Below are 23,176 nucleotides of genomic sequence, written 5' to 3'. Positions count from 1 at the left end.
TACTATCTGAAGCTAATTAATAATGAATATTTATAGTAAGTATGTCATTCCTGATAAGGGATGGCATGCGGACACTAGAGTTTATAATCTCCATATAAGTACTGTAGGTAAATGCATTATCTTCTCAAATTTTAAATTAATACAGGAATTCTAATGCTATTATTAATGTTGTGTTAAGCTTAAATTTATTTTATAATTAACTACTAACTATTTATAAATGTGTGATAATTCTTGTGGAATCTATATATCACATCTTTCCATTTAAAAATATCGGAGTAATTACCCGGTATTGGGATCAGGGGTCTTTATAGTTCTTCCCTTGATCCCATTTTAAAGAACTTTAACCAGAACTATGGCAATAATCGAGAATCAGACTATAATCCTTTATTATCAACCTCAGGTAATAGAAGATATTGTTAACCTTTTGGGTTCGGATGCCAGATTTAAGAATTTGCTTAAATCTATTCATCTCAATAAAATAAAGCATTTTCTGTCTTACCTATATCTTAAGCCAATTATTGATAGAAGGTATGAAGACCGATCTGAATACGTCCATGTATCTGCTTCTTTTATGGATACAATGTATACGTGGAAGACATACAACCTTATCCTGAAGGGGCTTCAGAAATATAATATTATTGAGAAATCTCCCAAGAATTATAAGGTTGGAGAGCGTACCAATGCATATCGCATTAATCCTAAATATGCCGGTTATAAGTTTGCCACTATTGAGTGTGATCCTAAATTGGCTAAAAAGCAATTGGATTACCGAAAACTAAAGGCAAGTGAGCAAAATCATCATCCTCAGCAGGTATTAGAAAAGTTAGAAGATATATTCAGAAGTATCACAATTGATTTCAAGGCTGCCCAGCAGCACATATATAATGATCTGATATTTGCCTTAAATCATCCGGAGGTTATAGAAATAAAGAAACATCAATATGTGAAAAAGAACAAATTTAGACCAAAGAAGGAATATACCACTCCAGAATATGAATTTGAAGTAAAGCGGCTACTCAAGGAAGTACGGAGTGTTTGTGGTGAGAATGTTGTTATATCGCATAAAGGAATTTTGCTAGAACACCTGCAAAAGGTCATGTATCAATACCACTTTGACATGATTTCTATAATGCGTATCCACTACGGGGAGTTTACATTCCGTCTTGACTCAACATCTGGTAGAATACATACTAACCTTACCAACCTCAGGTCGGAATTACGTGACTACATAAGGCTGGACGGGCAACCCATTATAGGCCGGGACTTAGTGTCTTCACAACTAGTGTTCCTGTCATGTTTATTAGTTGAAAGGTATTTGGACGAGGTGATGCCAGATGATGTACAGGAGTTTATCCAACTATGTCTGGATGGTGGTATGAAGGGCAAACCAGACATTTATAACTTTATTAAGCAACAGAATAACTTAACAGAAACCCGCAAGGAAGTTAAAATCATATTTTACGAGAAGGTATTATTTAGTAGTACACCTACCCGTAATTACCCCAAAGTTACTAAGGCTTTTATAAAATCATTCCCATCGGTGTGGGCCTTTATCGTGGAGCTAAAGGGTGATGATCATGCAAGATGTGCCGTGGCATTGCAAACCTTGGAAAGCCGTTTGTTTATTGGGGCGGCTGATGAAGTGTTGGAGCATGGGATAAAAGTTCTGACCTTGCACGATGCACTTTACATTCAGGCATCTGCAGAAAATAAGAAGATCGTCGACCGGATTATCCTCAGCAGATTCTGGAGTCAATATAAGATAAAACCAACCATCTCAGAATAAAAAGGAATCCATATGATAGCCAATCAAGTAATCAACAAAAATGGGGTGCAGATAACCACCATAAACATGATAGAGGAAGTATTCTATTTATTAAGTTACAACGCCGGAGGAGGTGTTATATTAAAAATGGAGGTTGCAGAAATTTTAGTTGATTTTGATGCGATTACCATGGAGGATTTTATGGAGGGGCCTGAAAGAGTTTAATTCCAGCATTCAAATTTTGGCCTTTAATATACAGTCTCTCATTCTGGAAACTTAATCCGGGCGAATTTCTGGAGATGGTGTTGTAAGTGCTACATGACCTACCATGCAGATGCTGCAACTGAGAGTGCAATTGGGTATTATGTATAACCTTCGGCCTTTGTACCGACTTAATTAGTGCTTATCAAGCTACATAATCTTCCAGTATATTTTGACAAAATAAAACTCACTTTCTGTTTATTTTTATTTTGTCATATTCAATGTTAAAGTAGCTGTGAATGCTGGTAATGGAATATAAGGTTAAAAGAAAAAAGTCAAACATAAAGTAAAAAGTCGTAATTCTGTAAATGGAGACTAGTGAAAAGATTACTCCATTGAAGAATGTTTCTTTATTTATATCTTCCAAATTGGTGATGAAAGAATATTTAGAAACATCTAAGTCAATAAAGCCAAAAACAGCCCCTATTAGGAGCAGGAAAATATTAAGGAGTGAAATAAGAATTGCATATAGAATAAGTGAAGTGAATTGTTTAAAAAAGTTTTTTTTTTGAATAAGTGCAGCTTTTTCCTTCAATGAATTTAGGGGGGATTCGAAATCTGTTGATCCGAATTTCCCGAAAACTGTCAAGGCTAGGGTTAAAAAGACACCAATGAAAATGGCGTAGATTCCCATAATATATCCAACAGAGTTAGAATCAAGCCCATAATTCCCCAGAATTAGGACCAATATTATAGAAACCGCTACTAAAATTAATTGTACAGAAGAAAAAAAGAATTTGAATTTTTTTTCTTTCCCATTTATATCAATGGTTTGCCAATAATGACCTGCCTTTATCAGTTCAATTACATGGTTTTTAACGCTCAATAATTCCATCTTCTGGCCTTATTTCAATTAATATTTGATTAAGTAAATTAAAGCAAAACTGTTTTAGCTCCTGAAAATCAGGAATTCCATTTTGATCAAGTTGGATTCTGTTTTCTAAATAAATAGTAGGTTTTATATCCAAACCTCTGCTGATATCATAAAAGGCACCTTTTTCGGTATCAGTATTTTCAAGAAAAACCCTTGTATTAAACTCCTCAAGTGATTTTGTATTACTTCCAGTATTAAATTCAGCTCCACGGAGTAAGTTTAGAATTCTGCCCACATAATCTAAAGTAAAATTGTGGCCAGTTGCTGATTTAGCCTCTATTTTTATTGTAAATTCCTCGGTAATTTGATCTGCCGGAGAATTAGAAAGCTCATTCAATAGAACATCAGAGGTAAAAGAAAACTTTTTGACTACACTACCACTTTTATATTGTTCTATTATTTGTTCAGGGCAATAGGAATCAAATTTAATTTTGTAGAACCCTTCGGTTGCTAAAAAATCTCTTAAGAACTTCTGAAAGCTATCCCTGATATGATCTTGTGTATAGCTTTGAACCATAAAAATTCCGATGTTATGATCAAAAGGTAAGTAGAGAAAAAAATAATAGTGATCTAGAATAACACTTTGATTGTCTAAATATTCTTTATCATCTTTTGCACCAATTGCTGACTTCCCTCTCCTCTGGTTATATCTACCGCCTTCAACTATTCCTTCTAATATAAACTGGTTAGAATGGATTTTTATTGGGGACAATTCCGCTCCTTGGTCTGTATCATAAGCTGTGAAAGCTTTTGAGGCCCTTTCGTCCAAAATAAAATCATCTGCATCAATTTCATTGATAAATGCCTCCAGCAGATCTTGAAAAATAGCTGAATTATCCGGCCAATTTGATTCATCAATAGATCCATATAGCTTTGATATTAAGAGGTTCTTAAAAGTTTTGTTATTGTCTGAATCTGTGGGTCTTAGATAGATTTTATAAATGTCTAATTTAGGATTATGGGCTTTCATGCTTGTTATTTTTATACCTCCTTAGAAGAGTTGTGGCTTTTTTGAAGGGAGGATAATGTTGGAAAGAATAAGTTGGAACTTTAATTTTTTTTTGAAATTATGGCTTTGGTTCAATTTTTCCAAAGCATAAAGACATGAGCGTCTCCATTAATTTTAATTTTCTCTTTATATAAGGGCAGTAAAAATGTGGAAGGGTAAGAAAAACGACCAATTAGTTTACTTACTTTTTTCTCATGTTACCCATGGGTGTTTTTCACCGAGGCCAATAAAAAAATCAAGCTGATAATTTGTGGTAGCAATCGTCTGTTTCAGAAGAGAAACTTTATAGGTATTTAAACTTTTAATCAGTGAGAAATACTTGCAAAAAAAGGATGGGCAAATTTAATTGGCTTATCTGCCTTGCCTACTATTGCTATACTATTCTCCACATGATGTTTGTATTGCATACTTAACTTTCTGTAAAACAGAATCATAATGTTCTGATATTTTCACCAATGACTGAGTTATGACTAAGAAACTCATCTTTTGAAATTTAGAGGAAGTAGATAGTAAAAATATGATAAAATTCAGAGATTGCGATTTTCCCAGTCATTTAAAGGCTCAATCAGAATCATTTTAAGCTTTTTACGCAACCAGACCATTGACCTGATCGAAGGACTGATACAAAAAAAGAGCCAGATGATGCTGGCTCACGAGAAATCTTAATTTGATTCTCCTGTCAATATTTAGTTGCCATTCTCCTCTTATTTGTATTTCCACAATTCATATTTTTCCCATTCTTTCTTTGCAGATGTATTACCCGAATCGAATGATTTTTTTATCCAATAAGCTGCTTTCTGCAGGTCTTTTGACCTATTTCGTAAGTAAATCCGTCCAAGCCAATATTGTGCATCAGAATTTCCCTGCTCAGCACTCTTCTTATACCAGTAGATGGCTTTTTCCAAATCCTCTGGAACATCTCTTCCAAAGTGATAGATCCCTCCAAGCTCATACTGGGCATTAATATTCCCCTGTTCAGCACTCCTCTCATACCAATAAATAGCTTTAATTGGATCCTTAAGAATTCCTTTCCCTTCTTTATACATTCCACCAAGACTATTTTGAGCATAGACATTTCCTTGTTCTGCACTCCTTCCAAACCAATATGCTGCCTTTTTGTAATCTTGCGGTATCACCTCACCATTGTAATGATATACTCCAAGATTATTTTGTGCAGCAGCATACCCTTGTTCTGCACTCTTCTTGTACCAAAAAAATGCTTTCTCACTATCCTTTGAAACGCCTTCTCCATTTCCATAGATCCAACCTATTTTAAATTGTGCAGCAGCATTTCCTTGTTCTGCACAATTCTTATACCAGTACATTGCCTTTTTAGTATCTTTTTGCACTCCAAGCCCATGTTCATACAAATTGGCAAGTTCATATTGTGCATCGGCATTTTCTTGTTCAGCACTTTTTTCAAACCAATATGCAGCTTTTTCCAGACTGTACAATTCTTCTGCCTCAAACATTGTCATTATCTCCTCATGTATCAGCCCAAGCTCATATTGTGCTGAAGCATGACCTTGTTCAGCACTTTTTTCAAAAAGGAGGAAAGCTGCCTTTATATCTTTGTCAACTCCCTTTCCCTCTTTATACAGAAGCCCAAGATAATATTGGGCTGCGGATTCCCCCTTCTTGGCATTTTTGTCAAGCAACTCAATTGCCTTTTTATAATCCTGAGAAACTCCATTACCTTCTACATATAAATTGGCAAGGTTAATCTGTCCTTGAGGACATCCTTGTTCAGCACTTTTTCCAAACCAATATGCAGCTTCTTTAAAGTTTTGCGGAATACCTTCTCCTAATTTATATAATATACCGAGACCATTTTGTCCTTCTGGATTCCCTTGTTCAGCACTCTTTTTCAGCCAGTATACTGCTTTTACAAGGTCTTGCGGTACATCTTCTCCAAAGTAAAGCATCCGTCCAAGATGGTATTGTGCTGAATCACTTCCCTTCTCCGCACTTGCAAGAAGAGTTTTGTATTCTTGATCATGATTACATGAAGTGTTAATAATAAAGGATGCAATTAAAAGTAGCTGCACACTATTTCGAATGTTTTTTCTCAACTGCACATCGCAGTTCAATCTTTTAATGAAAAGGCTCATGATTAAAGTTGATAAAGGTGAAGAGAGTAGATATTAAGGGATGTTTGCACCATTCAACTTGAAATATAATTATAACCTGTGGTAATTCAAATAATACTTTGTCTTGGATAGAGAGTTAACTTCCACTACAAGGCGATATTGAATAAGGTAATTCAAATTCTGTAACCTTTTATTCCATACCAATCCAGTCACGTAAGAACGAAGAATATTGGCAAAAAAATGAGCCAGACAAAGCTGGCTCACGAGAATTTTTTACTTGATGCTCCTGCCAAAAATTTCTGACTTTTAAGATAAAGTCTTGGCTCAATTATTTCAACCTAATGCTTTGATGAATCTTCCTTTATCATTTTCAACACTTCTATGCCCTTATCGATGATATGGATAATATCATCTTGCGTTTCAGAGTTCCAAACAGATTCTTCAAGTCCTATTAATCTTTCTGCAAAATCAGTTCCACTGTTATCAATTATTAGCTTAATTAGAACAGTCGATAAAGCTCTTTTGCCTCTTAAATTGGGGGCTTCTACGAAAAAATTATCATACTCTTCCTGTAATGCGTAACCAAAAGGATCGCCACCTTTACTGCAGTTATTAAAAGCAGATCTTGCAAGAGCTTCATATCTTAATGAAGGATCAATATGGTCTGTGTGTATCATTAACTTAACAATCTAAAGCTTCTTAAGTAAAAGAAATCGTTGTGGTGAAAAAATTGTTTCCTTTACTTATATCTCCACAATTCATTTTCATCCCACTGGGTCTTTGCTAATTCTACACCCCCTTCGTAGGCTTTTTCCATTAACTCAGCAGCTCTTTTTAAATCTTTTAGAATGCCTTGCCCATACAAGTACATTACCCCAAGATTATACTGTGCCTTAGCATTTCCCTGTTCCGCACTTTTGCCATACCAATAAGCCGCTTTTTTAAGGTCTCTCAACACTCCATACCCATTATAGCACATTACACCTATACTGTACTGTCCATCCGCATTACCTTGTTCAGCACTCCGCTTATACCAATAAGCCGCTTTTTTAAAATCAATAGGCTTTCCTTGACCTTCAGAATACATTATCCCAAGATAATATTGTGCCATGGCATCCCCTTGTTCAGCACTCAGCTCATACCAATAAGCCGCCTTTTCATCACTTTTAGATATACCCTGTCCTTTTATATACAATAATCCAAGATTATACTGTGCCATGGCATCCCCTTGTTCAGCACTTTTTTGAAACCAGTAAAAAGCTTTTTTATAGCTTTTGATAATCCCATCTCCATTGTAATACATATTCCCAAGGGTGCACTGGGCCTCTCGCTTTCCCTGCAATGCACTTTTTTCTATCCAATGATAAGCTTGCGTGAAATCCTTGTAAACACCGTTACCATTTGCATATTTAATTCCCAATTCAAACTGTGCATTAGCATCTCCCTGTTTTGCTTTCCCCAAAAGAGAATTTAAATCCTGAGCAAATGATGCACTGAAGATAAACATCATCAAGGCTGTCCACAAAATAATTTTCATATGATTTATCAGTCTCACTGGATTTTTTCTTTCCAGAAGAAATTTGTTTGAACGAAAAAAGAAAAGGAATAATAGCCTAACGTATGCTGTCCGTTCGCTTCTGCAATATAAGAACTGATCTATATTAATCCATGAAGTTTACTACAAAAGCATGATGGCTTATTGCAATAAAACGAGAAGTTTCTTTACTGTACCGTAGGATTTATCATCTCGATATTTTTTCCAGTGTCCTTTGTAAAGAAAGCCAGTTAAAAATTCTATGTAAATCAATTGTGGTATTTGGTTGGTTTCTTTCCGAAAGCATTTTGCAGCATTGGATCCAATATTCAATTTAGATTATACCCTATTTAGAATATTATTTCTTATCTTAGATCCTGTATCCAGACCGTTAGATAATATTCACGACCCTAACCCTAAATTGAATATGCAAACAGCTGTTTCTTATGGTAGAGTTTCCACCACAACCCAAAATGTAGATCGCCAGCAAATAAATGTTGAAGAGTTTGCCTTCACCAAGGGCTATGAAATCGAAAAGTTTTTTAGTGATGCTGTTACTGGTAAGACTCACACTTTGGAAAGAAGTGGCTTTCAACAGATGCTCAAGTTTTGTCAAACCCAAAATATCAAGACTCTTTTTGTGTCAGAAATCTCTCGTATATCCCGAAGAGTTTCTCATACCATTTCTACCGTAGAAACACTGGTAGAAGAACATGGTATGACAGTTCATATTCAACACCCAAGCCTACTATCCTTCTCCCCAGATAAAAAAGGGCAGATTGATATCTTGCAAAAATCGATGCTCATGATGCTTAGTTTAGGTGCCGAGATGGAATTAACTTACCAGCAAAGTAGAAGGCTGGAGGGGATCGCCGAAGCAAAAAAGAAGAACAAATACCGAGGAAGGATTAAAGGGTCATCTTATTCAAAGGGCCAGCTTATAGAAAAGCATCCTGACATTGTGAACCTCTTAAATCATTCGGCACTTCCTGACACCAAAATTGCAGAAATAGTAAAAAAAGGGTTGTCTACTGTAAAAAGAGTTAAAAAAGCAGTGAACGGCTAAATAGTAAGTCCCATTTCAGGAACGAATGCTGTGGTCCTCGCTATTCTTCTAATCAATTAACATTAACTAAGGTTTAGGAGGAGGTTTTATTTAAAGTGATACTCTTTTGGCTATCCGAAAACGGAGAGTCTGATTTTTACCTATAATTACTATACTTATTAACGTATGGACATTATCGGAATACTAGGTAGTTTTCGTTATCATTTCAAAATAGTTGTTAAGCTCCGTAATAAAGTGATTTGTATTATTTCTTATTTTTTGAGTTCTCAATAAATAATCTATTCTTCTGAAATCCTAGCTCCTCTTCAATTCGCCGCAGGTCTTTTGGGTTTATTTTATGCAAACGAGTATGTTCCACAACTTTATATCTCATCAACCGAGAGGCAGTTGTCGAAAAACCATCATTATTCAATCTTTCGGAAATTTCATTTATTTTTAAGGACTTGCCATACCACATGCTTATCCCATGATGTACAATAAAAGAAGATGGTGTATTTTCTTTTTTTGATACAGACTCTGATACTCTCATTAAATTGCTTGATCCTAGTGAATGTATTGCTTTAGTAATGAAGCCGTATACTACTCCAAAGTTCAAGTTCCAAAAGATATTCCGTGCTATCTTCTCAATTTTATCAAGGCTAATTTCCTTCCCTTGCTCTTTTTCTAAATCTTTAATAATATGATTAAGCCGTTCGGTTATAAATTTAACAAATTCATCTTCAAACTCCTCTTCTCGAATGATTTCAAAGAAGGAAGATAGTATCCGTAAATGAACTTTTAGGCCCTGTTCAAAAATATATTCTAGCGTTTTTAAGTCAAGAGAACCGGCCCTGTTTTTTATTACAATGCCCATAACTTCCACTGTCTTGATACTCCGTCTAATTTCAGTGGCAATTTCGTTTGATTCTGCACTACCTTCAGGTGATTGGGCTTCTACTGGTGCAGTTTTTCTTATGTCCTCTTCCTCAGCCCTTTCCTTTAATATAACTTTTCTTACTTCATCAGGCGAATCTTTATAGGTAGGTAGTACAGCCTTAATAATTTTTTCTTCGTGTTTGTCGAAGAAAGAAAGTTCAGTAGAATTTAGTGATGCAGGACCATAACTAGAAAATAAAATCTCAGCATTCAGAATTAATTCATCTAACAAATAGTTTGACTTTGAATGATGAGCCATAAAAATAGTTATGTAAGCATTCTCATCTTTATGGAGGTTACCAAGCATCCTACTAATGCTCTGCTGATTTGTATTGATATTTTCTGCATAATATTTAGCTACAAAAAAATAATAGATGTAGATGTAGCAGAAGCTGTAGTGATTTAAGGAATCGTACTTACAGATATTTACAGAACTAAGTGTTGATAAAAGTTTATCGAGAGGGATTGGGAGATTAAAGTTACTATTATAATACAGTATGAATTCTTGAAATTCATCATTTGTCAATTGATCAGAATCTTTCGTATGCATCCTGTATGCTAACTCCGTAAGAAAGTTTAGGTAAATATCGTATTCACTAGTTCTCACTCCTTCTTTTCGAAGATACAGGTAAATGAGTGCCTGATAACAGTGCCCTTGGGATGTTATATCTTGGTCCAGCGGTTTATTAGTCTCCTGAGCGGCTAAAAGAGAAAGGATGAAGAAAGGATAGGATGGCATTATGCCTTTCCCAAATAGCACACCAAGAGAATTTTCAATTAATTCGGTCTTTTCGTCCAAGCTTTGGAAAAGGTGATTTGGATTTATAAGAATATTAGTTGCCTCTTTTACTTGAATCCACTTACGGATAACTTCATCTCTCTCTACTGGAGAAAATTCGCGTATTAAGAATTGGCTATATTCTCTTAAATGGGTTTCATTTTTTATGCTAAGTGAAAAAATATCATCAACTATCAGTACCTGATTTTTAAAAGCTTTGTATTGTTCAACATACTTTTCCTGAGATTTTGCAAAATGAAAATTATCTACAATTGGAACTAAACGATCCGACTCAATTTCATTGTAAGAAGCACCAGAGTATTGTTTTTCAAACGCTTTTTCAAGCTTCGTAATTGGATTTCCTAAATACTTATTCTCATCATCCAAATAAACAGGGACATAATCAAGGGACCTATAAAGCCCAAATAGCACTTTGCACAAAGTAGTTCTGCCAGATTGATTTTCTCCCGCAATTAGAATTTTACCAAATTCTAATATATCATGCTTGAGAAGTTCAGAGTCATACTTTTCACTGTCACCCTCATCATTAGTTTTATCAAGTTTTGGAAAAACAAAGATGTCATTTAGTTCAAGAATTTCTTTATTTGAATGTGATTTGGATAGTATATCGGCACTTTTTAAAAACCCATTAAAGTCCTCGGTCAGTTTTAAATCACGAATTCTTCGAACTCTTTGACATAGTTTTTTTAGCCATGTAACCACATCGAGCCACCCATCGTTTTGATCTTCAAATTTTGTTACAGGCTTCCCATCTGTCGGGGTTGCTAATAAATCACTCAATTCCGCTAATTCTATCCAAGCGCATGAGCTTAAAATAATTGGGACGACCCGGGTGCCTTTAGTCATTCGGAGTTTTAGCGCTTCATCTTTCTCCAAAATACAGGCATTAGAGGCTAAAAAGTTATCTGATATCATTAAACAGATAATGTCTGCATTTTCTAAATTATTATCAATCTCTTCTTGGAAGGAGGCTCCTGCATTTAATTTTCGGTCATACCATGCTTCAATTGTCCCATTACTTTTTAAGGGAGCCAAATGATTGTGAAATTTTGAAACGAGCTGTTCGTCTTTATGTGAATAACTAATAAATAACTTTAACATGGTCTTGAAGTGTCATTTACTCCTGAAGATTTCAGTATTCAGAAATAAGTCATATTTTAAGAAATGAAAGCCCAATTGTGTGTGGGATTTGTTTTGAAACATAGCTTTTTTGTTCTTCTTTTCCAATGAAATATTGGTATTTTGGAATGCGAAGGTGATTTATTGTTGACATGATTATTTGCTCCCAATTCTTTCTAAGGTGGGTTTATTAAACTGAATATACATTACAAGAAAAGCTGAGGGCAAAGTGGAGCAGGTGTGGGTGAAGAATTTCTAATAGAATTGCCAAACTTTAATTAAGACTTGGGAATTATTTGGTACTTATCATTTGATTTCGGTACATATAAAGCACTGTTTCGGTACATATAAATTAAGGTGCATATTTTAGAAAAAGCGTCTCAATTGCCCATAACCAAAGCTTGTGGTTGGATTTCGAAAAACTAGAGCCAATTTTTCTGGAAAATTTTTTACGGGGTGCCTTAAACACAGGGTGCCCCCTTCGTTTTCCGCGTTCTTATGAAAGGCGGGGGAGGGGGGGATACCTCTACACGGGGGAGGGGATGGATGGCTTTTATACGGCAAAGTAGGAGGTTGAAGTAATAATAAAACCTTAGTTTAGTGTCTCATTTATATGGTTACCTCTGGCATAGCTACATGCTTTGCTCATGAAAAAGATCCATGTTAATTCAGTGGTGACAGTTGTGATTTTAAATCGTTCATCAAAAGGGATAAAATAAAAAAGCCCGAAAATTTTCCGGGCTTTCATTTGCTTATTTCTTATTTTACTCCTCATCTATCCCACAGAATATAGAAAACCAGTACTTATTAGTGGCGGGGAAGCGACCGGTGAGTCTAAATATTCTTCAATCGTTTACTGGGTTTTGCATATTTTCATCCTTTTATGTCAGATGCAATTTCTTCAGGCCAAACCACAAACTGCCCATACTGTCCAGATTTTTCAATTCCTCCGTATTCTTTTCCTTTTTTTGTAACAAACCAGTCTTCACCTTTTTTATACATCAACTTATTATCCACTAGCCACGCATTGATCTTTCGACTATTAACTCCTGTTGCATCTGAGAGTTCCTTTGTTGTTTTTGTCGTGGATGAAGAAAAATTATTCTTTGTATCAGGGGGTATTGACGTTGTTATTACTTCCTTCTGGTCGCTTTTTTGAGGAGCTTTAACGTATGAAAAGTCTTCACTATTGTGGATTATAGATTCAATGTCTTTTTCAGCATCCTCGTAAACTGACTTATCTTCTTCGATATCTGTATCTATTAAAATCCCCATTTCTCTATTATTCTGTTGGGAGAATTCATACAAATTCATTGAAGCAATTATCATTTTACTTTCATTTAAATAGCATTTTGCGTGTAGATTTTTTGAAAAATAAAGACGGACATATCTTAATTCTTCAAGATAACTCATTTCAGCTGGAGCAAGCTCCTGTTTGCCAAAAATTATTCTTACTTCTACTTTTTCTCTTTCTTTATCATTCAGCAGTTCTTTAACATGATCGGATAACTTCAAATAAGGGCTAATTATGTAAAGTTTTTTTTTAGCATCTCTTATTAAATTTTCTAACTCTGCTGAAATGCTTGATGTTCTTAAATATTTTGCCATTTAGCTTTTTGATTAATTGTTTACAACGGCTTAAGCAGAAACAGACGCCGTAGAATAGGTTTGCTTGATTGAAGGAGAAAAATAAGTATTTACCTGCATACAATCAAGAGAGACCTATTAGCATCAGGTATTTTATACTGTTATACCCGTGTCCGATAGAAGCTTTAATTTTCATGTAATATTTTATTTCAGAGGCTAAGAATTCTTAAAAGGCTTGTTGGTGAAGCCTATTACTGCGGTAAGGAGGTGATTTGCAAAGATCCGTCGTGGAGGAGGTGGGACCGTATTGGAAGGGCCTGAAGAACTATGGAAAACCCAATCTCAAATCATGTGAACCGCCGTATACGAGACCCCCATTCATGGTGGTATGTGAGGTGCCCCGGTGGACCTAGAAGTTCACCGGCCGTCTTCACGATTAGCCAATGCCTTTATTTTTTTTAAGTCTGTAATCTTTAACCATGGTCTTTTACGATGGAGCATTTTGTGGCAGTTTGAACAAACAAATACAATTTCTCCAATCTTTGTTTTATAACCATTCGGCATTTCAGAAACAGGAATGGTATGATGAGCTTCTATAAAATCTTTTCCTACTTCTCCATACTCTTTTTGAAAATCAAACTCGCAAACTTGGCATGGTACGCGTCCATCATTTTCTTCTTGGTATTTCTTTTTTGCTTGTTCAATTAAAGCTGAATTTCGCTCTCGATTACGGTGAATCCTTTCAACCAATTTGCCTTCCGGAAAACCTTCATTAGTCACTCTATTATTTTCGAAGTCCTCATTTTCGAAATCGAACAGCCAAAATTTCCTTTTCTGATTACTAGGGGTAATCCCCAATTCTTTACAATAGGATATATATTCAGATTCCAAATATGGGTTTTCGGATAGTTTATTTTTAGCAATCTTATCTATAGCCTTGTTAGTTACTCCTCCATTGATAATGTAATAATTAGCCTCATGTTTTTCTAGATTATTTTGAAAATATCCAATGTATCTGCTAGGGGCAAACCTCCACGAATCTTCAATTTTGTAGGAAACAAGACATTTCCCTCTAGTAATTAATTTCTCAACCTCTTCTCTTTCTTGTTCATCACCGTCACACAAATAGTCTTCAAATAGCGTGAGGTTTTCTTTCAATTCATCTATGCTTGAAATTGTCTGTGTCATGTTTTTGGTGGTTCTGGCTAACGGTCATAAAATACCAGCGGCTGAAGTAAAGGAGTAGCTCACTGTTCCCCTACATTCAGATAGTAAAAGGCAGTGAGAATTAATGTCTTATTCTGTTCGTTTTGGCATACCATAAACCTCACCTAGTTTCACGCATATCCCTGCCACTTTTCGAATATACTCCATGGCGCTATCATAGGGCACTGTTCCAGAATACCAAGCTTCTCTAGCCTTTTGAATATTATGTTCAATGGCAGCAATACCATCTCCCAAATGAAACGATTCTCTCAAATCAGGCTTTTCTTTTCTTATAGCTGCCTTGTCTTGGAAGTCCCTTTCTGAGCTGATTGCTTTATAAACCTCTATCCTTGTCTTCTTATATGGCCTAAGATCTATGCTTATTTTAGTTAATGATTCCATAAATTCATTAACTGTGGCTGAGTTGACGCCTTCGCCTTCAGTTCTTAACCATGCCTGATCAAATTCTGCTTGAGTAATTGATTCCAAGTGTTCTTTCAACACCTTATGAAGTGAAGGCTCAACTATAACAGCCCATTTCGAATTAGAACCCCTGTAAATAATATAAGCACTGCCACCGTGAACTTTATGTAAAAGATTCCCCTCTTTAACATAAATCTTTGTGCTATCAAACCTGATATTGAAGTTCAAATTATATCCATTATTAGATTTGTATCTATAATCTGGCCAGTTAAGTAAGGCGCCTTCAGGATATCTTCTTTTCGCCTCTTCAATTAGTGGATGTTCCATGTTTTCTTTTGGATATAGATTGAATTTTAATTTCAGTTTACAATCACTTTAACCTTTTCGGTTGATTTCTACCGGCTTTCAAATTGAAAGTTGCTAAAGAGTGTGTTCTTTGGAGCTTGATTGACTTTTGCCAGCTCTTTATTCATAGTAATTTTTATTTTTTCTCAGTCTCTCTTATTAACAAAGAGAGTATAGTAATCAAGGAGAACAGTGTTAAACCCAGCAAAAGACATCCAATTCCTTTGTTTTCAGCCCAATGGTAGTAGTACAAGGCTAAACAACACCAAAAAATACCTAAGAAGCCCATGGCTTGAGCTCCTGTCAATGAGGATTTAATTTTTTCTAGCCGGTCTCGGTCCTCATGATGTTTCTTTAAACGGTCTTGAGGGTAATTGTATATCTCTAAACTATTGAGCAGTGCAATGGCATCCTTAATTTCAGATTTTAATTCTGAATTGAACTCAATTTTCTCTTGGGGGGGAAGTAATGGTTCACCATACATATCAAAGTAAACAGGTGTACTTTTAATGTGATTTCCTAAGTCATCTTTATCTATCATATTTTAAATGATTGTGTGGAATTCAAAAAACCTGAAGTCAAATCACGTTCAGGGTAAAAGTTACAAAAAAGACAGCACTTTTTAGTTCCGTCATCAGAATTCTGAGACGTAATTATAGCTAACTTGAGAAGCAGCTTTGTTACGCTTGGCACTTCGAATATGAGTCCGCTACTGGTGGGGAGGCATCCGATAACGATTAAATGAAGATAAGCGGAAACTGGCTGTTCGGCTTTACCATGAAAAGTAACACTCCATCGATGCGATATGCGAGATGATGGGCATAACGAAGCTTACGCTTTATAAATATGTTCGGGAAATGTAAAATTATCGAACCTGTAAACTAAAAACTTTTTAATTAATTGCCGTTAAGTAGTTTACCTCAGTTTGAGGCTGTAATAAATCGAGATATTTATGAGAATTGAAGGAGGGTACGTTTTTATGGCTTTACTTATTATCTAAGTGCCCCCTATTTCAGCACTTTTATATTCTTATTGGTTCTCTGAATGTATTGGTTTACAATTTTTGCGAATTCAGAGTTTTGATTACTTACATTGATATACAGAGTGTCTATGACACGAGTTAAGGCCATCAAGACCCATGTCGCTGCATACATTTTTTTCCTTTCCTCATTAGTAATAAAAAGGTTTTGAACATTACTTCCCTTCTCTGTTTCAAGTAAGAACTTTTCGGCTTCCTCTTCTTTGCATTTAGCTTCGAAAAATTGATCTATATCAAAACATGCTACAGACCAAGCTTCAAGTCCCCTACATGATTCGTAGAATATGATCCTTATTTGGTTGGGGTATGGTAAACCCAGTTTGGTTTTATCTAAAACTGTTGCGTTAAAAAAATGGTAACCATGCTCCTCAAGACCTTTCAATTTAGACCATTCTCCTCGTGTATACTTCTGAGTTACCTCAATATTGTTATATTCATTAACTGCAGCTTGCTCTACTGTTTTGTTTTCTCCCGGCCCGTTTTGCAAAGATTCTAATAGTACAAGAATACTTTCGTATTCTAAACAACCGTTAACTTCAGCTTTACTTTTTAAGTAATCGAATAATTCACAGACTTCATTTAAGGGTGGGTTAGGGCGAAAGTCAAAAATTATCTCCCCGGAGTCAGGTGTATCTAAACTTTCAAGGTCAAGATTAATATTATACGCTTTGCTGTAAAAGTTACAGAAATCCGCAATTTGGGGCTTTATTCGATAACTTTTGTTTCTTTTATTTTTTTCAAATGATTCGATTTTTTGACCCCGAATCATCTGCCAATTACAAAGCTCCACATGTCTTATCAACTGGTCTTTTCCCCCATTTGCAATAACTAAACGGGATGTCCCAAAAATTGTGGCCAAGATTTCTTTCTCTAGTCGGTGACAATCCTGAGCTTCATCTATAAATACGATACGATTCTTTTTTCTGCCTCCGACTCTACGGTTTTTAAATTTGGCGAATTCTTTTTTTTCAATTACTCCTTTTTCATTAAAGTAAACCTTACCTGCACCGGTAGCAAGATCTAAGAGTTCACCTTTATTCTGAATGTCAAATTGTTCATAAAATTTATCAGAGTCTTTTATTTGCAGCAAAGTGTTTTCTAGGACTCCATAATAGTCTGCAAGGAAAACTTCATCAGTAGCTATGGAAGTAAGCCTCTTTTCTTTCCAGTTATAGAATTCTCTAGAATAGTTAATTAATGCATTTTTCGAAGAGATTCTCTTTTTGGACAAAAAGTTAATAAAGTCGATCCCTACTTCTTTGGTTCCGTTATCGAATGCAACTTCGTTCTGAAGCAATGATTTTATTTTTTCAAAGTCTGTTTTGTTATTCAGAATAATTCTTGGTGCAACAAAATTATATACCTGTCTTAGACGATTTTTCAGTATTGAAAGAACACCATTTATTCTTTTGTCTGACATTATATGAAGTACCCCTAAGGATTTAGACAACTGATAGAAAAAGCTGTGAAGTGTATCTACAGAGGCCTGTTTTTCTATAGGCTCAGAATTTAAAATTGGCTTAATTACCTGTGCAATATCATACACCAGCACTCGATTATAAGTCAGGAAAAAGGTGTTAAACCCTTGCTTTAAAGCTTGTAAGTTTAATGTTAGCAAATTAGTTGTTTTACCACTCCCTGCCTTGCCTCTTACCATCACCATCTTTTTAGCCATGTGCTGGGAAAGATCAGTTTGTTTTGAAAGTTCTTTACCAATTCTCTCAATCTTCTTTTTTGTTAAATATCCGGTAGCAGAATCTCTACTTGCCTGTTCTGCTACACGAGCAAGGTCCTTCTGAATGTCTTGATAACCAAGAGGATCTTTCCAACCTTTAAAAGAAATAAGGATTTCCTTGTCACTATTCTTTAGCCAATTTGAAATTCCGGTAAAGTCAAAATATCTCCCTACAATGTAGTCATTAAGAACAATAGAAGAATGGCTTTCGATGAATACAAGTGGGTGAATGTAAGCTTCTGCATCAAATCCACAGCGGTTATTAAGGTAGTGCTTGAGGTTAAAGGTCAAAGAAGTAACTTCCTTGGAGAAATCTACTTCATTATTATCTATAAGAAGATTATTCCCTTCTACTTGTGCAAGAAGATCTTTATAATCAGAATTATAAATGACTGGAATAATTAAATTGTGAAGATAAACCCGTCTATCATTTTTATAGAAAGAAATATAGTTTCCATCTTTGTCTTCAATAGCAATAATAACAATGAAGTCAATATCGGTTTCAGAGGTTACCATTACAGGAAAATTGTTCATAATAATAATGGTGGCCTCTGAACAGGTTCTGCCAAAGTTTTGCCTAAAGCTATCCTCTAGTTTTTTATAGTCCAACTTAGGATGTTCTCCATTTATTTTAATTACTTTGATTGGCATGAGTCCAAATTTTTCCTATTACCAAAAGTTAATATTAATTCCTGTCTTTGTTAAGGTACAAAAAATTATTATTTAAACTTAATTTTTTAAGTTTAAGCTGAGGAACTGTTTCTAATTTTTTAGAAGAAAAAAGTAAGGGTAAAAGGAAAAAGTTCAGGGCATTATTGCCCCAGCTTGTTTAAATATTAGAAAATTGTGTTACTGCTAAAATTGCTGTAGGGTGGTCCTTTCTGAGTTGATGCTGACGAATAGGAACTATATATTCACAGGTTTTTGGTGAGGGGCAAAAGTCGAACTTACCTCATAAAGTTGGTACGTGATTGGAGCTCAGTTTAAACTCTATAAGAAGGAAATTAAAAGGTCTTGTTTTGTAAAAAGCTCCTATTAGGTTTTATTTTTCTCATAGTTTACTCTTTTCTCAATGGCATACCATAAATCTCTCCTAGTTTCACGCAGATCCCGGCCACCTTTCGGAGGCACTCCATAGCCTCCTGATGCGGTACCCTCCCAGAATACCAAGCCTCTCTGGCTTTCTGAAGGTTGTGCTCGATGGCAGCGATCCCATCTCCAACATGTAGAGCATGTATCATTTCAGGCCTATCCTCCTTTGTGATCATCATATCTTGAAAATTTCTTTCAGAACTAATGACTTGATAGACATCTACTCTTTTCATTTTATAGGGCCTAAGATCTAAACTCTTTTTAGTTAATGATTCCATAAAATCATTAACAGAAGGATTATTGAAGTCTATGCCCTCGTTTTTTAACCATGCCTGATCGAATTCAGCCCAGTCCAATTACCGGGAGTTGCTGAAGGCTATAAGCAAGCGGCAAGGACTTTATCCGTAAAGGTTAACCTGAAGAATTCCAATCGGAAAAATCCGGTAGTGGCGATCTGCGAAAACGAGACCCATATGCTTGATGGTGTGAGAGAACCACCGGCGGACCTACAAGTTCACCCACCTTCTACACGATTGGGTTTAGTACCTTTTTTAATCAAATTTTTAGCCCATTCCTCAGCATATTTGGAATCGGAAATGATAAATTCTTGTCCTTTAGCGGCAGATTGAAAGTAATCTTGCTTGAAGGAACTTGTGGAGTGGTATGTTATTTTGGCGTCCCTGAATTGAATAGGCAAGTTCCATTTGCTCTTTGAAAGGCCCTCTTTTGTGAGAATTAAATCTCTGTTGAAGAATAAAACGCCAGAACCATTTTGACGTGAATCAAAACTCAGTTTATCGTTTGCTTCAAAAATCCCATTTAACTTCTTTTTAAGGAGCAAAGCGCTTGCATGCGGGTGGTGACTAAATTTATCTCGGATAGAATCTTGATCCCTATGCAGTTCTTTTATCTGGAGATAGCCGTAGATCACATGCAAAGCCGGTGATCCTTTTTTATATTTTAGTTGTCCTTTAATAATATCAACTTCACGAAATGTACCGAAGAACAGAAAAAGGTCATTCTGAGAAACACTATTATTAATAAGGTGACTTAATGCACTATCCGCTTGTCCGAAAAGAGGTATCCAGCTTTCACCCCGATCAATTGCATCTTTTCTAATATCAGGATCTAGGTGACATGTATCATTCTCAGATAAATGCGTACTGGGCTTAAGGCTTTTAATGATGTCAATATAACTAGTGGAGTTATGATATAGCTGACTAAATGAAGTCCTTTCACCTCTCATAGGGATCGGAAGTGATAAAAGAGTTCCATCTGGTAGTATGGGACTTGGTTGTTTACCATATTGATTATCAAATCCTTTTCTACTTAGGATAATCTTCATTTAGTTATTGTATTAAGCCCAACGATTAGCAAACTGGGTGTTGGGCATTTAACATTTAGAAGCACTTCAGCTTCCGCTTGCAGTTTAGTTAATAAATGGCTGTGAAGTTAAATTTGCCAGTGTTTCCCAATAGCCTGTTTGTTGAGTGTGCACCTAGTATACTCATCTGGCACCTAAGATATCAATTTATTCCAGCGGGTACAAGCGGAATTCATCCATGTCCGTTACAGGCAAATTGGTGAGTCATTTTTGGAAGCGGCAGGGACGTTAATCGCGAGAGTAGGCCTAAACGGCAAAGGGCGTCTATGAGGCTATAGAACAACAGGAAAGCATCCCCGCAGGTTAACACCTCTGTAAACAACCGGTACGCTGAGAGGAAAGAGAGGTGCATCGGTGAGTTTTACCACTCATTGGCCGCCTCCAATACGAGTGGGTCTAGTTTTTATCATTTTTTCTAGCTGCTCTTCCTCTAGTACTTTATCATATTTCTCCTTTCGAATCTCATTACTCCTCAAGTCAATTCGAACTCGCTTTACAAACTGCTTAAAATCTTTATTCATCACGGTCAGCTTATTGATAGTATCCCAATCGAGGTTTTCTCTCGTCTCTGCAGGAAACATTATACTACTCGAATTTGGGTCTTCAAGGTCAAGCTGAATAACCCCAACTCCAAAAGAACTTGACAAGCGACTTAATTCAGACAAGAAATCTTGATTTTGCGAAATTTCAGATGCCACTAAGTAACTTTCATTAGCCCAAGATGAGTTAGAAACAGTCTGAAAGAATTTCTCTCTTAAAGTTGAAAGATTTAATTCTCGTTTGAGTTCAAATGATATAAATTTAACAGACGTGTTTCCTACCGCTGAGCTTAATTCCAGTACCTCATTATCCCATTCGTCAATAGGGAATACACAACCCACCATATCCGGGTGCACCCATTCGCCAAAGCTCTTCTTATCCGACTTTGAGTGGTTAATAGTCTTGCAGTGGCAGTTCAAAGAATAAAATCCGAAGTGAGTCAGAAAAGGATGTAGATCTTTTTCTAAATAGTTCTTTGATGGAGTGGTGGTTGAAATCTCAGTTTCCTCCTCCGTTTTTCCCTCTTCATATTCCTTAAAATCAACATTATAATTCTTTCCTTTGAGGTAGAACCTTTTAGGCCTTTTGCCAACCGTCTTAAAGATAGAATCTGGATTGTCTCGAGATATGACATAAAGCCTAGCTCCTAAAGTTGCCCAAGGTGTTCTGCCAGAACTATTAAGCTCTTTGTCCAGTCCCCTTTCAACTGCAAGTGTCCAAATTTCATTTGCAGTCAATGGTTTATCAACTTGCTTTAGTATGTTTTCTGCTAGTCCGTGGAATGTCATTATTTTTCAAAATTTGCCCAACGGTTTTGCAAAACGCAGTTGCCGGGTTCAGTTTAGTTTTTAAGATACGGAAAACTTTGAATTATCCAGTGTACTGTCAGATTAGATGACCGGCAATTGCATATTGGTTGGGTGTGCCCCAGTATGCGCATTTGGCACCTAATTTACCAAATTATTCCAGAGAGTGTCTCTTACCGGCAATTTGGTGAAGCTGGTAAGTAAGCAGCATACCACGAGTGTAGGTCGTGCAGGAGGTGGGACCGCCTTGGAAGGCCTGTAGAGCTTCGGAAAAACAGCGCCATGCCATTAACGAACCGCTCAGTACCAGACCTGAGTAGTGGTAAGAGGTGTACCGGTGGGCATCTAAGTTCATTGGCCGTTTACACGATTATCAGATGACTTCTTTATTCTATTTCATTTGCGACGAAACCTTCTTGATAACCTAAGTCAGGCTTTAAAAAATTAAAAGAAGCACAATCCGTCTTTAGTTGTTGATTTGGTGACCAAAATTCGAATGATTTCCCCCATACACCAAAATCTAAAGTAATTACATCAATATTGTTGTCGGTTAATATTGTCTTAACTAGAGAGTCATTCATGATATTTGAGTTTACATGCTGCTCATTATAAATTGGTTTTAAAAAATGGATTAAGAAGCGTTCTACTAAGCTTATTTTACTTTTGAATTCTTTTGACATGCCAAATTCACTCAACCAAGTATCCATTACTTGGCCTTCCATTTGAAAATAATCTTTATGACCCCCGTAACCGTATTTAAATGTTAAAAAATAGAGCCTTATTTCTTCACCATCTTTTAGTTGGGATACTGCTTTATGGAGCGTTTTGTGAGACTTAATTCTTTTGGACATTTGGAATGACTGCCCAACATAAACCACCTCAGGTTTATTTTTAAATCCTAACTGATTTTCAATATTTATTGCCATTTCTATATTCTCCGGGATGAGCCAAAAATCAATTGCATTACCTGTCTTAGCATGCAGGAAGAAATGGATTTTGTCACTTGATGAATTCTCAGAATCTATCTCGCACTTCCAATAATCATCATCGTCTGACAATAAATCCTCAAAATTCTCTCTTGTCTTAAACAACATTTTAAACATAGGAATAGTATCAAAGAAGGAAATGGTCAAATCGTAATATTCCTTGCCTCCTAAAATAATCGTTGTTTTAAGTGTTCTCTTGTTAATCAGCCTTGTCTTGCCTAAATCAAAGCGATTTTTTTTAACTCTTGTAAACAAGTAAATATTTGAATAAACGAACGGGTCTGTTTCTGATAAAGGGTCAAAAAACTTATCAAAAAAAAGGAGTCTATATGGACAAATAGCCGCAGTTTGAACCTCGTAAAAAATTAAATGTCTCATTTTGTCTTGTTTTGCTTACTTGCATAGTATTAGGTGAGAAAGCCAGCTATCCATTGTTTCACGTATGAAGGAAGTACTTTTTGTTAAGTAACATAGGTCTTTTGGAGTTGAAATCCAACTGACCTCGCAAAGTTTGGTTTTTTGAGGTCCTTTTTGGTCTTTACTGTATTCGACGAGAAGGGCGATACCGCTGTCGAGTCATACAGAACCAAGAATAGCTTTA

The 23,176-nt window shown here is 35.8% G+C and carries 19 protein-coding genes; 3 read left to right on the top strand and 16 right to left on the bottom strand.

Annotated features, from left to right (window positions below; translation table 11 throughout):
* Positions 1-352 precede the first annotated feature (352 nt).
* Both F752_RS0116005 and F752_RS0116000 read left to right on the top strand, forming a co-directional pair.
* Entirely contained in the window at positions 353-1,786 is a 1,434-nt protein-coding gene (locus F752_RS0116005) for a hypothetical protein (RefSeq protein WP_017732758.1), read from the top strand.
* A 12-nt stretch (positions 1,787-1,798) separates the two neighbouring features.
* On the top strand, positions 1,799-1,990 hold the full coding sequence (locus tag F752_RS0116000) for a hypothetical protein (protein WP_017732757.1): 192 nt from the start codon (positions 1,799-1,801) through the stop codon (positions 1,988-1,990).
* Positions 1,991-2,213: 223 nt separating this feature from the next.
* Here F752_RS0116000 and F752_RS0115995 read toward each other — a convergent pair whose 3' ends face one another.
* The 5 genes from F752_RS0115995 to F752_RS0115975 form a co-directional block, all read right to left on the bottom strand.
* A complete protein-coding gene (locus F752_RS0115995) occupies positions 2,214-2,861 on the bottom strand; it encodes a hypothetical protein (RefSeq protein ID WP_017732756.1) in 648 nt (215 codons plus the stop codon).
* Positions 2,842-3,870, bottom strand: coding sequence for a hypothetical protein (locus F752_RS0115990; protein ID WP_017732755.1), 1,029 nt, complete (start codon positions 3,868-3,870; stop codon positions 2,842-2,844). The genes F752_RS0115995 and F752_RS0115990 overlap by 20 nt, the downstream gene beginning before the upstream one ends.
* Positions 3,871-4,613: 743 nt before the next feature.
* On the bottom strand, positions 4,614-6,020 hold the full coding sequence (locus F752_RS0115985; RefSeq protein ID WP_017732754.1) for a tetratricopeptide repeat protein: 1,407 nt from the start codon (positions 6,018-6,020) through the stop codon (positions 4,614-4,616).
* Between the two features lie 317 nt (positions 6,021-6,337).
* The gene (locus tag F752_RS0115980; protein ID WP_017732753.1) at positions 6,338-6,676 is read right to left on the bottom strand and encodes a hypothetical protein; all 339 of its coding nucleotides are present in this window, start codon (positions 6,674-6,676) and stop codon (positions 6,338-6,340) included.
* Between the two features lie 62 nt (positions 6,677-6,738).
* Positions 6,739-7,536, bottom strand: coding sequence for a tetratricopeptide repeat protein (locus tag F752_RS0115975; protein WP_017732752.1), 798 nt, complete (start codon positions 7,534-7,536; stop codon positions 6,739-6,741).
* A gap of 424 nt (positions 7,537-7,960) precedes the next feature.
* Between F752_RS0115975 and F752_RS0115970 the strand changes: the two genes are divergently transcribed.
* Complete coding sequence (locus tag F752_RS0115970; RefSeq protein WP_152425167.1) at positions 7,961-8,599, top strand: recombinase family protein; 639 nt, start codon at positions 7,961-7,963, stop codon at positions 8,597-8,599.
* Between the two features lie 244 nt (positions 8,600-8,843).
* On the opposite strand, the gene F752_RS0115965 is transcribed toward F752_RS0115970, so the two are convergent.
* The 11 genes from F752_RS0115965 to F752_RS0115915 all read right to left on the bottom strand — a co-directional run bounded on the left by F752_RS0115965 (position 8,844) and on the right by F752_RS0115915 (position 22,953).
* Positions 8,844-11,414, bottom strand: a complete 2,571-nt coding sequence (locus F752_RS0115965; RefSeq protein ID WP_017732750.1) for a TIR domain-containing protein — start codon at positions 11,412-11,414, stop codon at positions 8,844-8,846.
* Positions 11,415-12,305: 891 nt separating this feature from the next.
* Positions 12,306-13,040, bottom strand: a complete 735-nt coding sequence (locus F752_RS0115960; RefSeq protein WP_017732749.1) for a phospholipase D family protein — start codon at positions 13,038-13,040, stop codon at positions 12,306-12,308.
* A gap of 396 nt (positions 13,041-13,436) precedes the next feature.
* On the bottom strand, positions 13,437-14,207 hold the full coding sequence (locus F752_RS0115955; protein WP_017732748.1) for an HNH endonuclease: 771 nt from the start codon (positions 14,205-14,207) through the stop codon (positions 13,437-13,439).
* Positions 14,208-14,315: 108 nt separating this feature from the next.
* Entirely contained in the window at positions 14,316-14,975 is a 660-nt protein-coding gene (locus tag F752_RS0115950; RefSeq protein WP_017732747.1) for a hypothetical protein, read from the bottom strand.
* 154 nt (positions 14,976-15,129) lie between these two features.
* Complete coding sequence (locus tag F752_RS0115945) at positions 15,130-15,534, bottom strand: hypothetical protein (protein WP_017732746.1); 405 nt, start codon at positions 15,532-15,534, stop codon at positions 15,130-15,132.
* A gap of 466 nt (positions 15,535-16,000) precedes the next feature.
* Positions 16,001-18,418 (bottom strand): UvrD-helicase domain-containing protein, encoded by a 2,418-nt coding sequence (locus F752_RS26085; protein ID WP_017732745.1) that lies wholly within the window; start codon positions 18,416-18,418, stop codon positions 16,001-16,003.
* 407 nt (positions 18,419-18,825) lie between these two features.
* A complete protein-coding gene (locus tag F752_RS0115935) occupies positions 18,826-19,215 on the bottom strand; it encodes a hypothetical protein (RefSeq protein WP_017732744.1) in 390 nt (129 codons plus the stop codon).
* Positions 19,216-19,373: 158 nt separating this feature from the next.
* Positions 19,374-20,204 (bottom strand): Nmad3 family putative nucleotide modification protein, encoded by an 831-nt coding sequence (locus F752_RS0115930; RefSeq protein WP_017732743.1) that lies wholly within the window; start codon positions 20,202-20,204, stop codon positions 19,374-19,376.
* Positions 20,205-20,611: 407 nt separating this feature from the next.
* Positions 20,612-21,571, bottom strand: a complete 960-nt coding sequence (locus F752_RS0115925) for an HTH domain-containing protein (RefSeq protein ID WP_017732742.1) — start codon at positions 21,569-21,571, stop codon at positions 20,612-20,614.
* Between the two features lie 172 nt (positions 21,572-21,743).
* A complete protein-coding gene (locus F752_RS0115920) occupies positions 21,744-21,944 on the bottom strand; it encodes a hypothetical protein (protein WP_017732741.1) in 201 nt (66 codons plus the stop codon).
* 31 nt (positions 21,945-21,975) lie between these two features.
* The gene (locus F752_RS0115915; RefSeq protein ID WP_017732740.1) at positions 21,976-22,953 is read right to left on the bottom strand and encodes a hypothetical protein; all 978 of its coding nucleotides are present in this window, start codon (positions 22,951-22,953) and stop codon (positions 21,976-21,978) included.
* Positions 22,954-23,176: the final 223 nt, after the last annotated feature.

Source organism: Nafulsella turpanensis ZLM-10, from assembly GCF_000346615.1.
GTDB lineage: Bacteria > Bacteroidota > Bacteroidia > Cytophagales > Cyclobacteriaceae > Nafulsella > Nafulsella turpanensis.
This window is presented reverse-complemented; position numbering and strand designations above follow the sequence as displayed.

Excerpts from the sequence above, each read along its gene's own strand:
- F752_RS0116005 (WP_017732758.1), top strand. The coding sequence starts at position 353 with ATGGCAATAATCGAGAATCAGACTATAATCCTTTATTATCAACCTCAG.
- F752_RS0116000 (WP_017732757.1), top strand. The coding sequence starts at position 1,799 with ATGATAGCCAATCAAGTAATCAACAAAAATGGGGTGCAGATAACCACC.
- F752_RS0115995 (WP_017732756.1), bottom strand. The coding sequence starts at position 2,861 with ATGGAATTATTGAGCGTTAAAAACCATGTAATTGAACTGATAAAGGCA.
- F752_RS0115990 (WP_017732755.1), bottom strand. The coding sequence starts at position 3,870 with ATGAAAGCCCATAATCCTAAATTAGACATTTATAAAATCTATCTAAGA.
- F752_RS0115985 (WP_017732754.1), bottom strand. The coding sequence starts at position 6,020 with ATGAGCCTTTTCATTAAAAGATTGAACTGCGATGTGCAGTTGAGAAAA.
- F752_RS0115980 (WP_017732753.1), bottom strand. The coding sequence starts at position 6,676 with ATGATACACACAGACCATATTGATCCTTCATTAAGATATGAAGCTCTT.
- F752_RS0115975 (WP_017732752.1), bottom strand. The coding sequence starts at position 7,536 with ATGAAAATTATTTTGTGGACAGCCTTGATGATGTTTATCTTCAGTGCA.
- F752_RS0115970 (WP_152425167.1), top strand. The coding sequence starts at position 7,961 with ATGCAAACAGCTGTTTCTTATGGTAGAGTTTCCACCACAACCCAAAAT.
- F752_RS0115965 (WP_017732750.1), bottom strand. The coding sequence starts at position 11,414 with ATGTTAAAGTTATTTATTAGTTATTCACATAAAGACGAACAGCTCGTT.
- F752_RS0115960 (WP_017732749.1), bottom strand. The coding sequence starts at position 13,040 with ATGGCAAAATATTTAAGAACATCAAGCATTTCAGCAGAGTTAGAAAAT.
- F752_RS0115955 (WP_017732748.1), bottom strand. The coding sequence starts at position 14,207 with ATGACACAGACAATTTCAAGCATAGATGAATTGAAAGAAAACCTCACG.
- F752_RS0115950 (WP_017732747.1), bottom strand. The coding sequence starts at position 14,975 with ATGGAACATCCACTAATTGAAGAGGCGAAAAGAAGATATCCTGAAGGC.
- F752_RS0115945 (WP_017732746.1), bottom strand. The coding sequence starts at position 15,534 with ATGATAGATAAAGATGACTTAGGAAATCACATTAAAAGTACACCTGTT.
- F752_RS26085 (WP_017732745.1), bottom strand. The coding sequence starts at position 18,418 with ATGCCAATCAAAGTAATTAAAATAAATGGAGAACATCCTAAGTTGGAC.
- F752_RS0115930 (WP_017732743.1), bottom strand. The coding sequence starts at position 20,204 with ATGAAGATTATCCTAAGTAGAAAAGGATTTGATAATCAATATGGTAAA.
- F752_RS0115925 (WP_017732742.1), bottom strand. The coding sequence starts at position 21,571 with ATGACATTCCACGGACTAGCAGAAAACATACTAAAGCAAGTTGATAAA.
- F752_RS0115920 (WP_017732741.1), bottom strand. The coding sequence starts at position 21,944 with ATGAACTTAGATGCCCACCGGTACACCTCTTACCACTACTCAGGTCTG.
- F752_RS0115915 (WP_017732740.1), bottom strand. The coding sequence starts at position 22,953 with ATGAGACATTTAATTTTTTACGAGGTTCAAACTGCGGCTATTTGTCCA.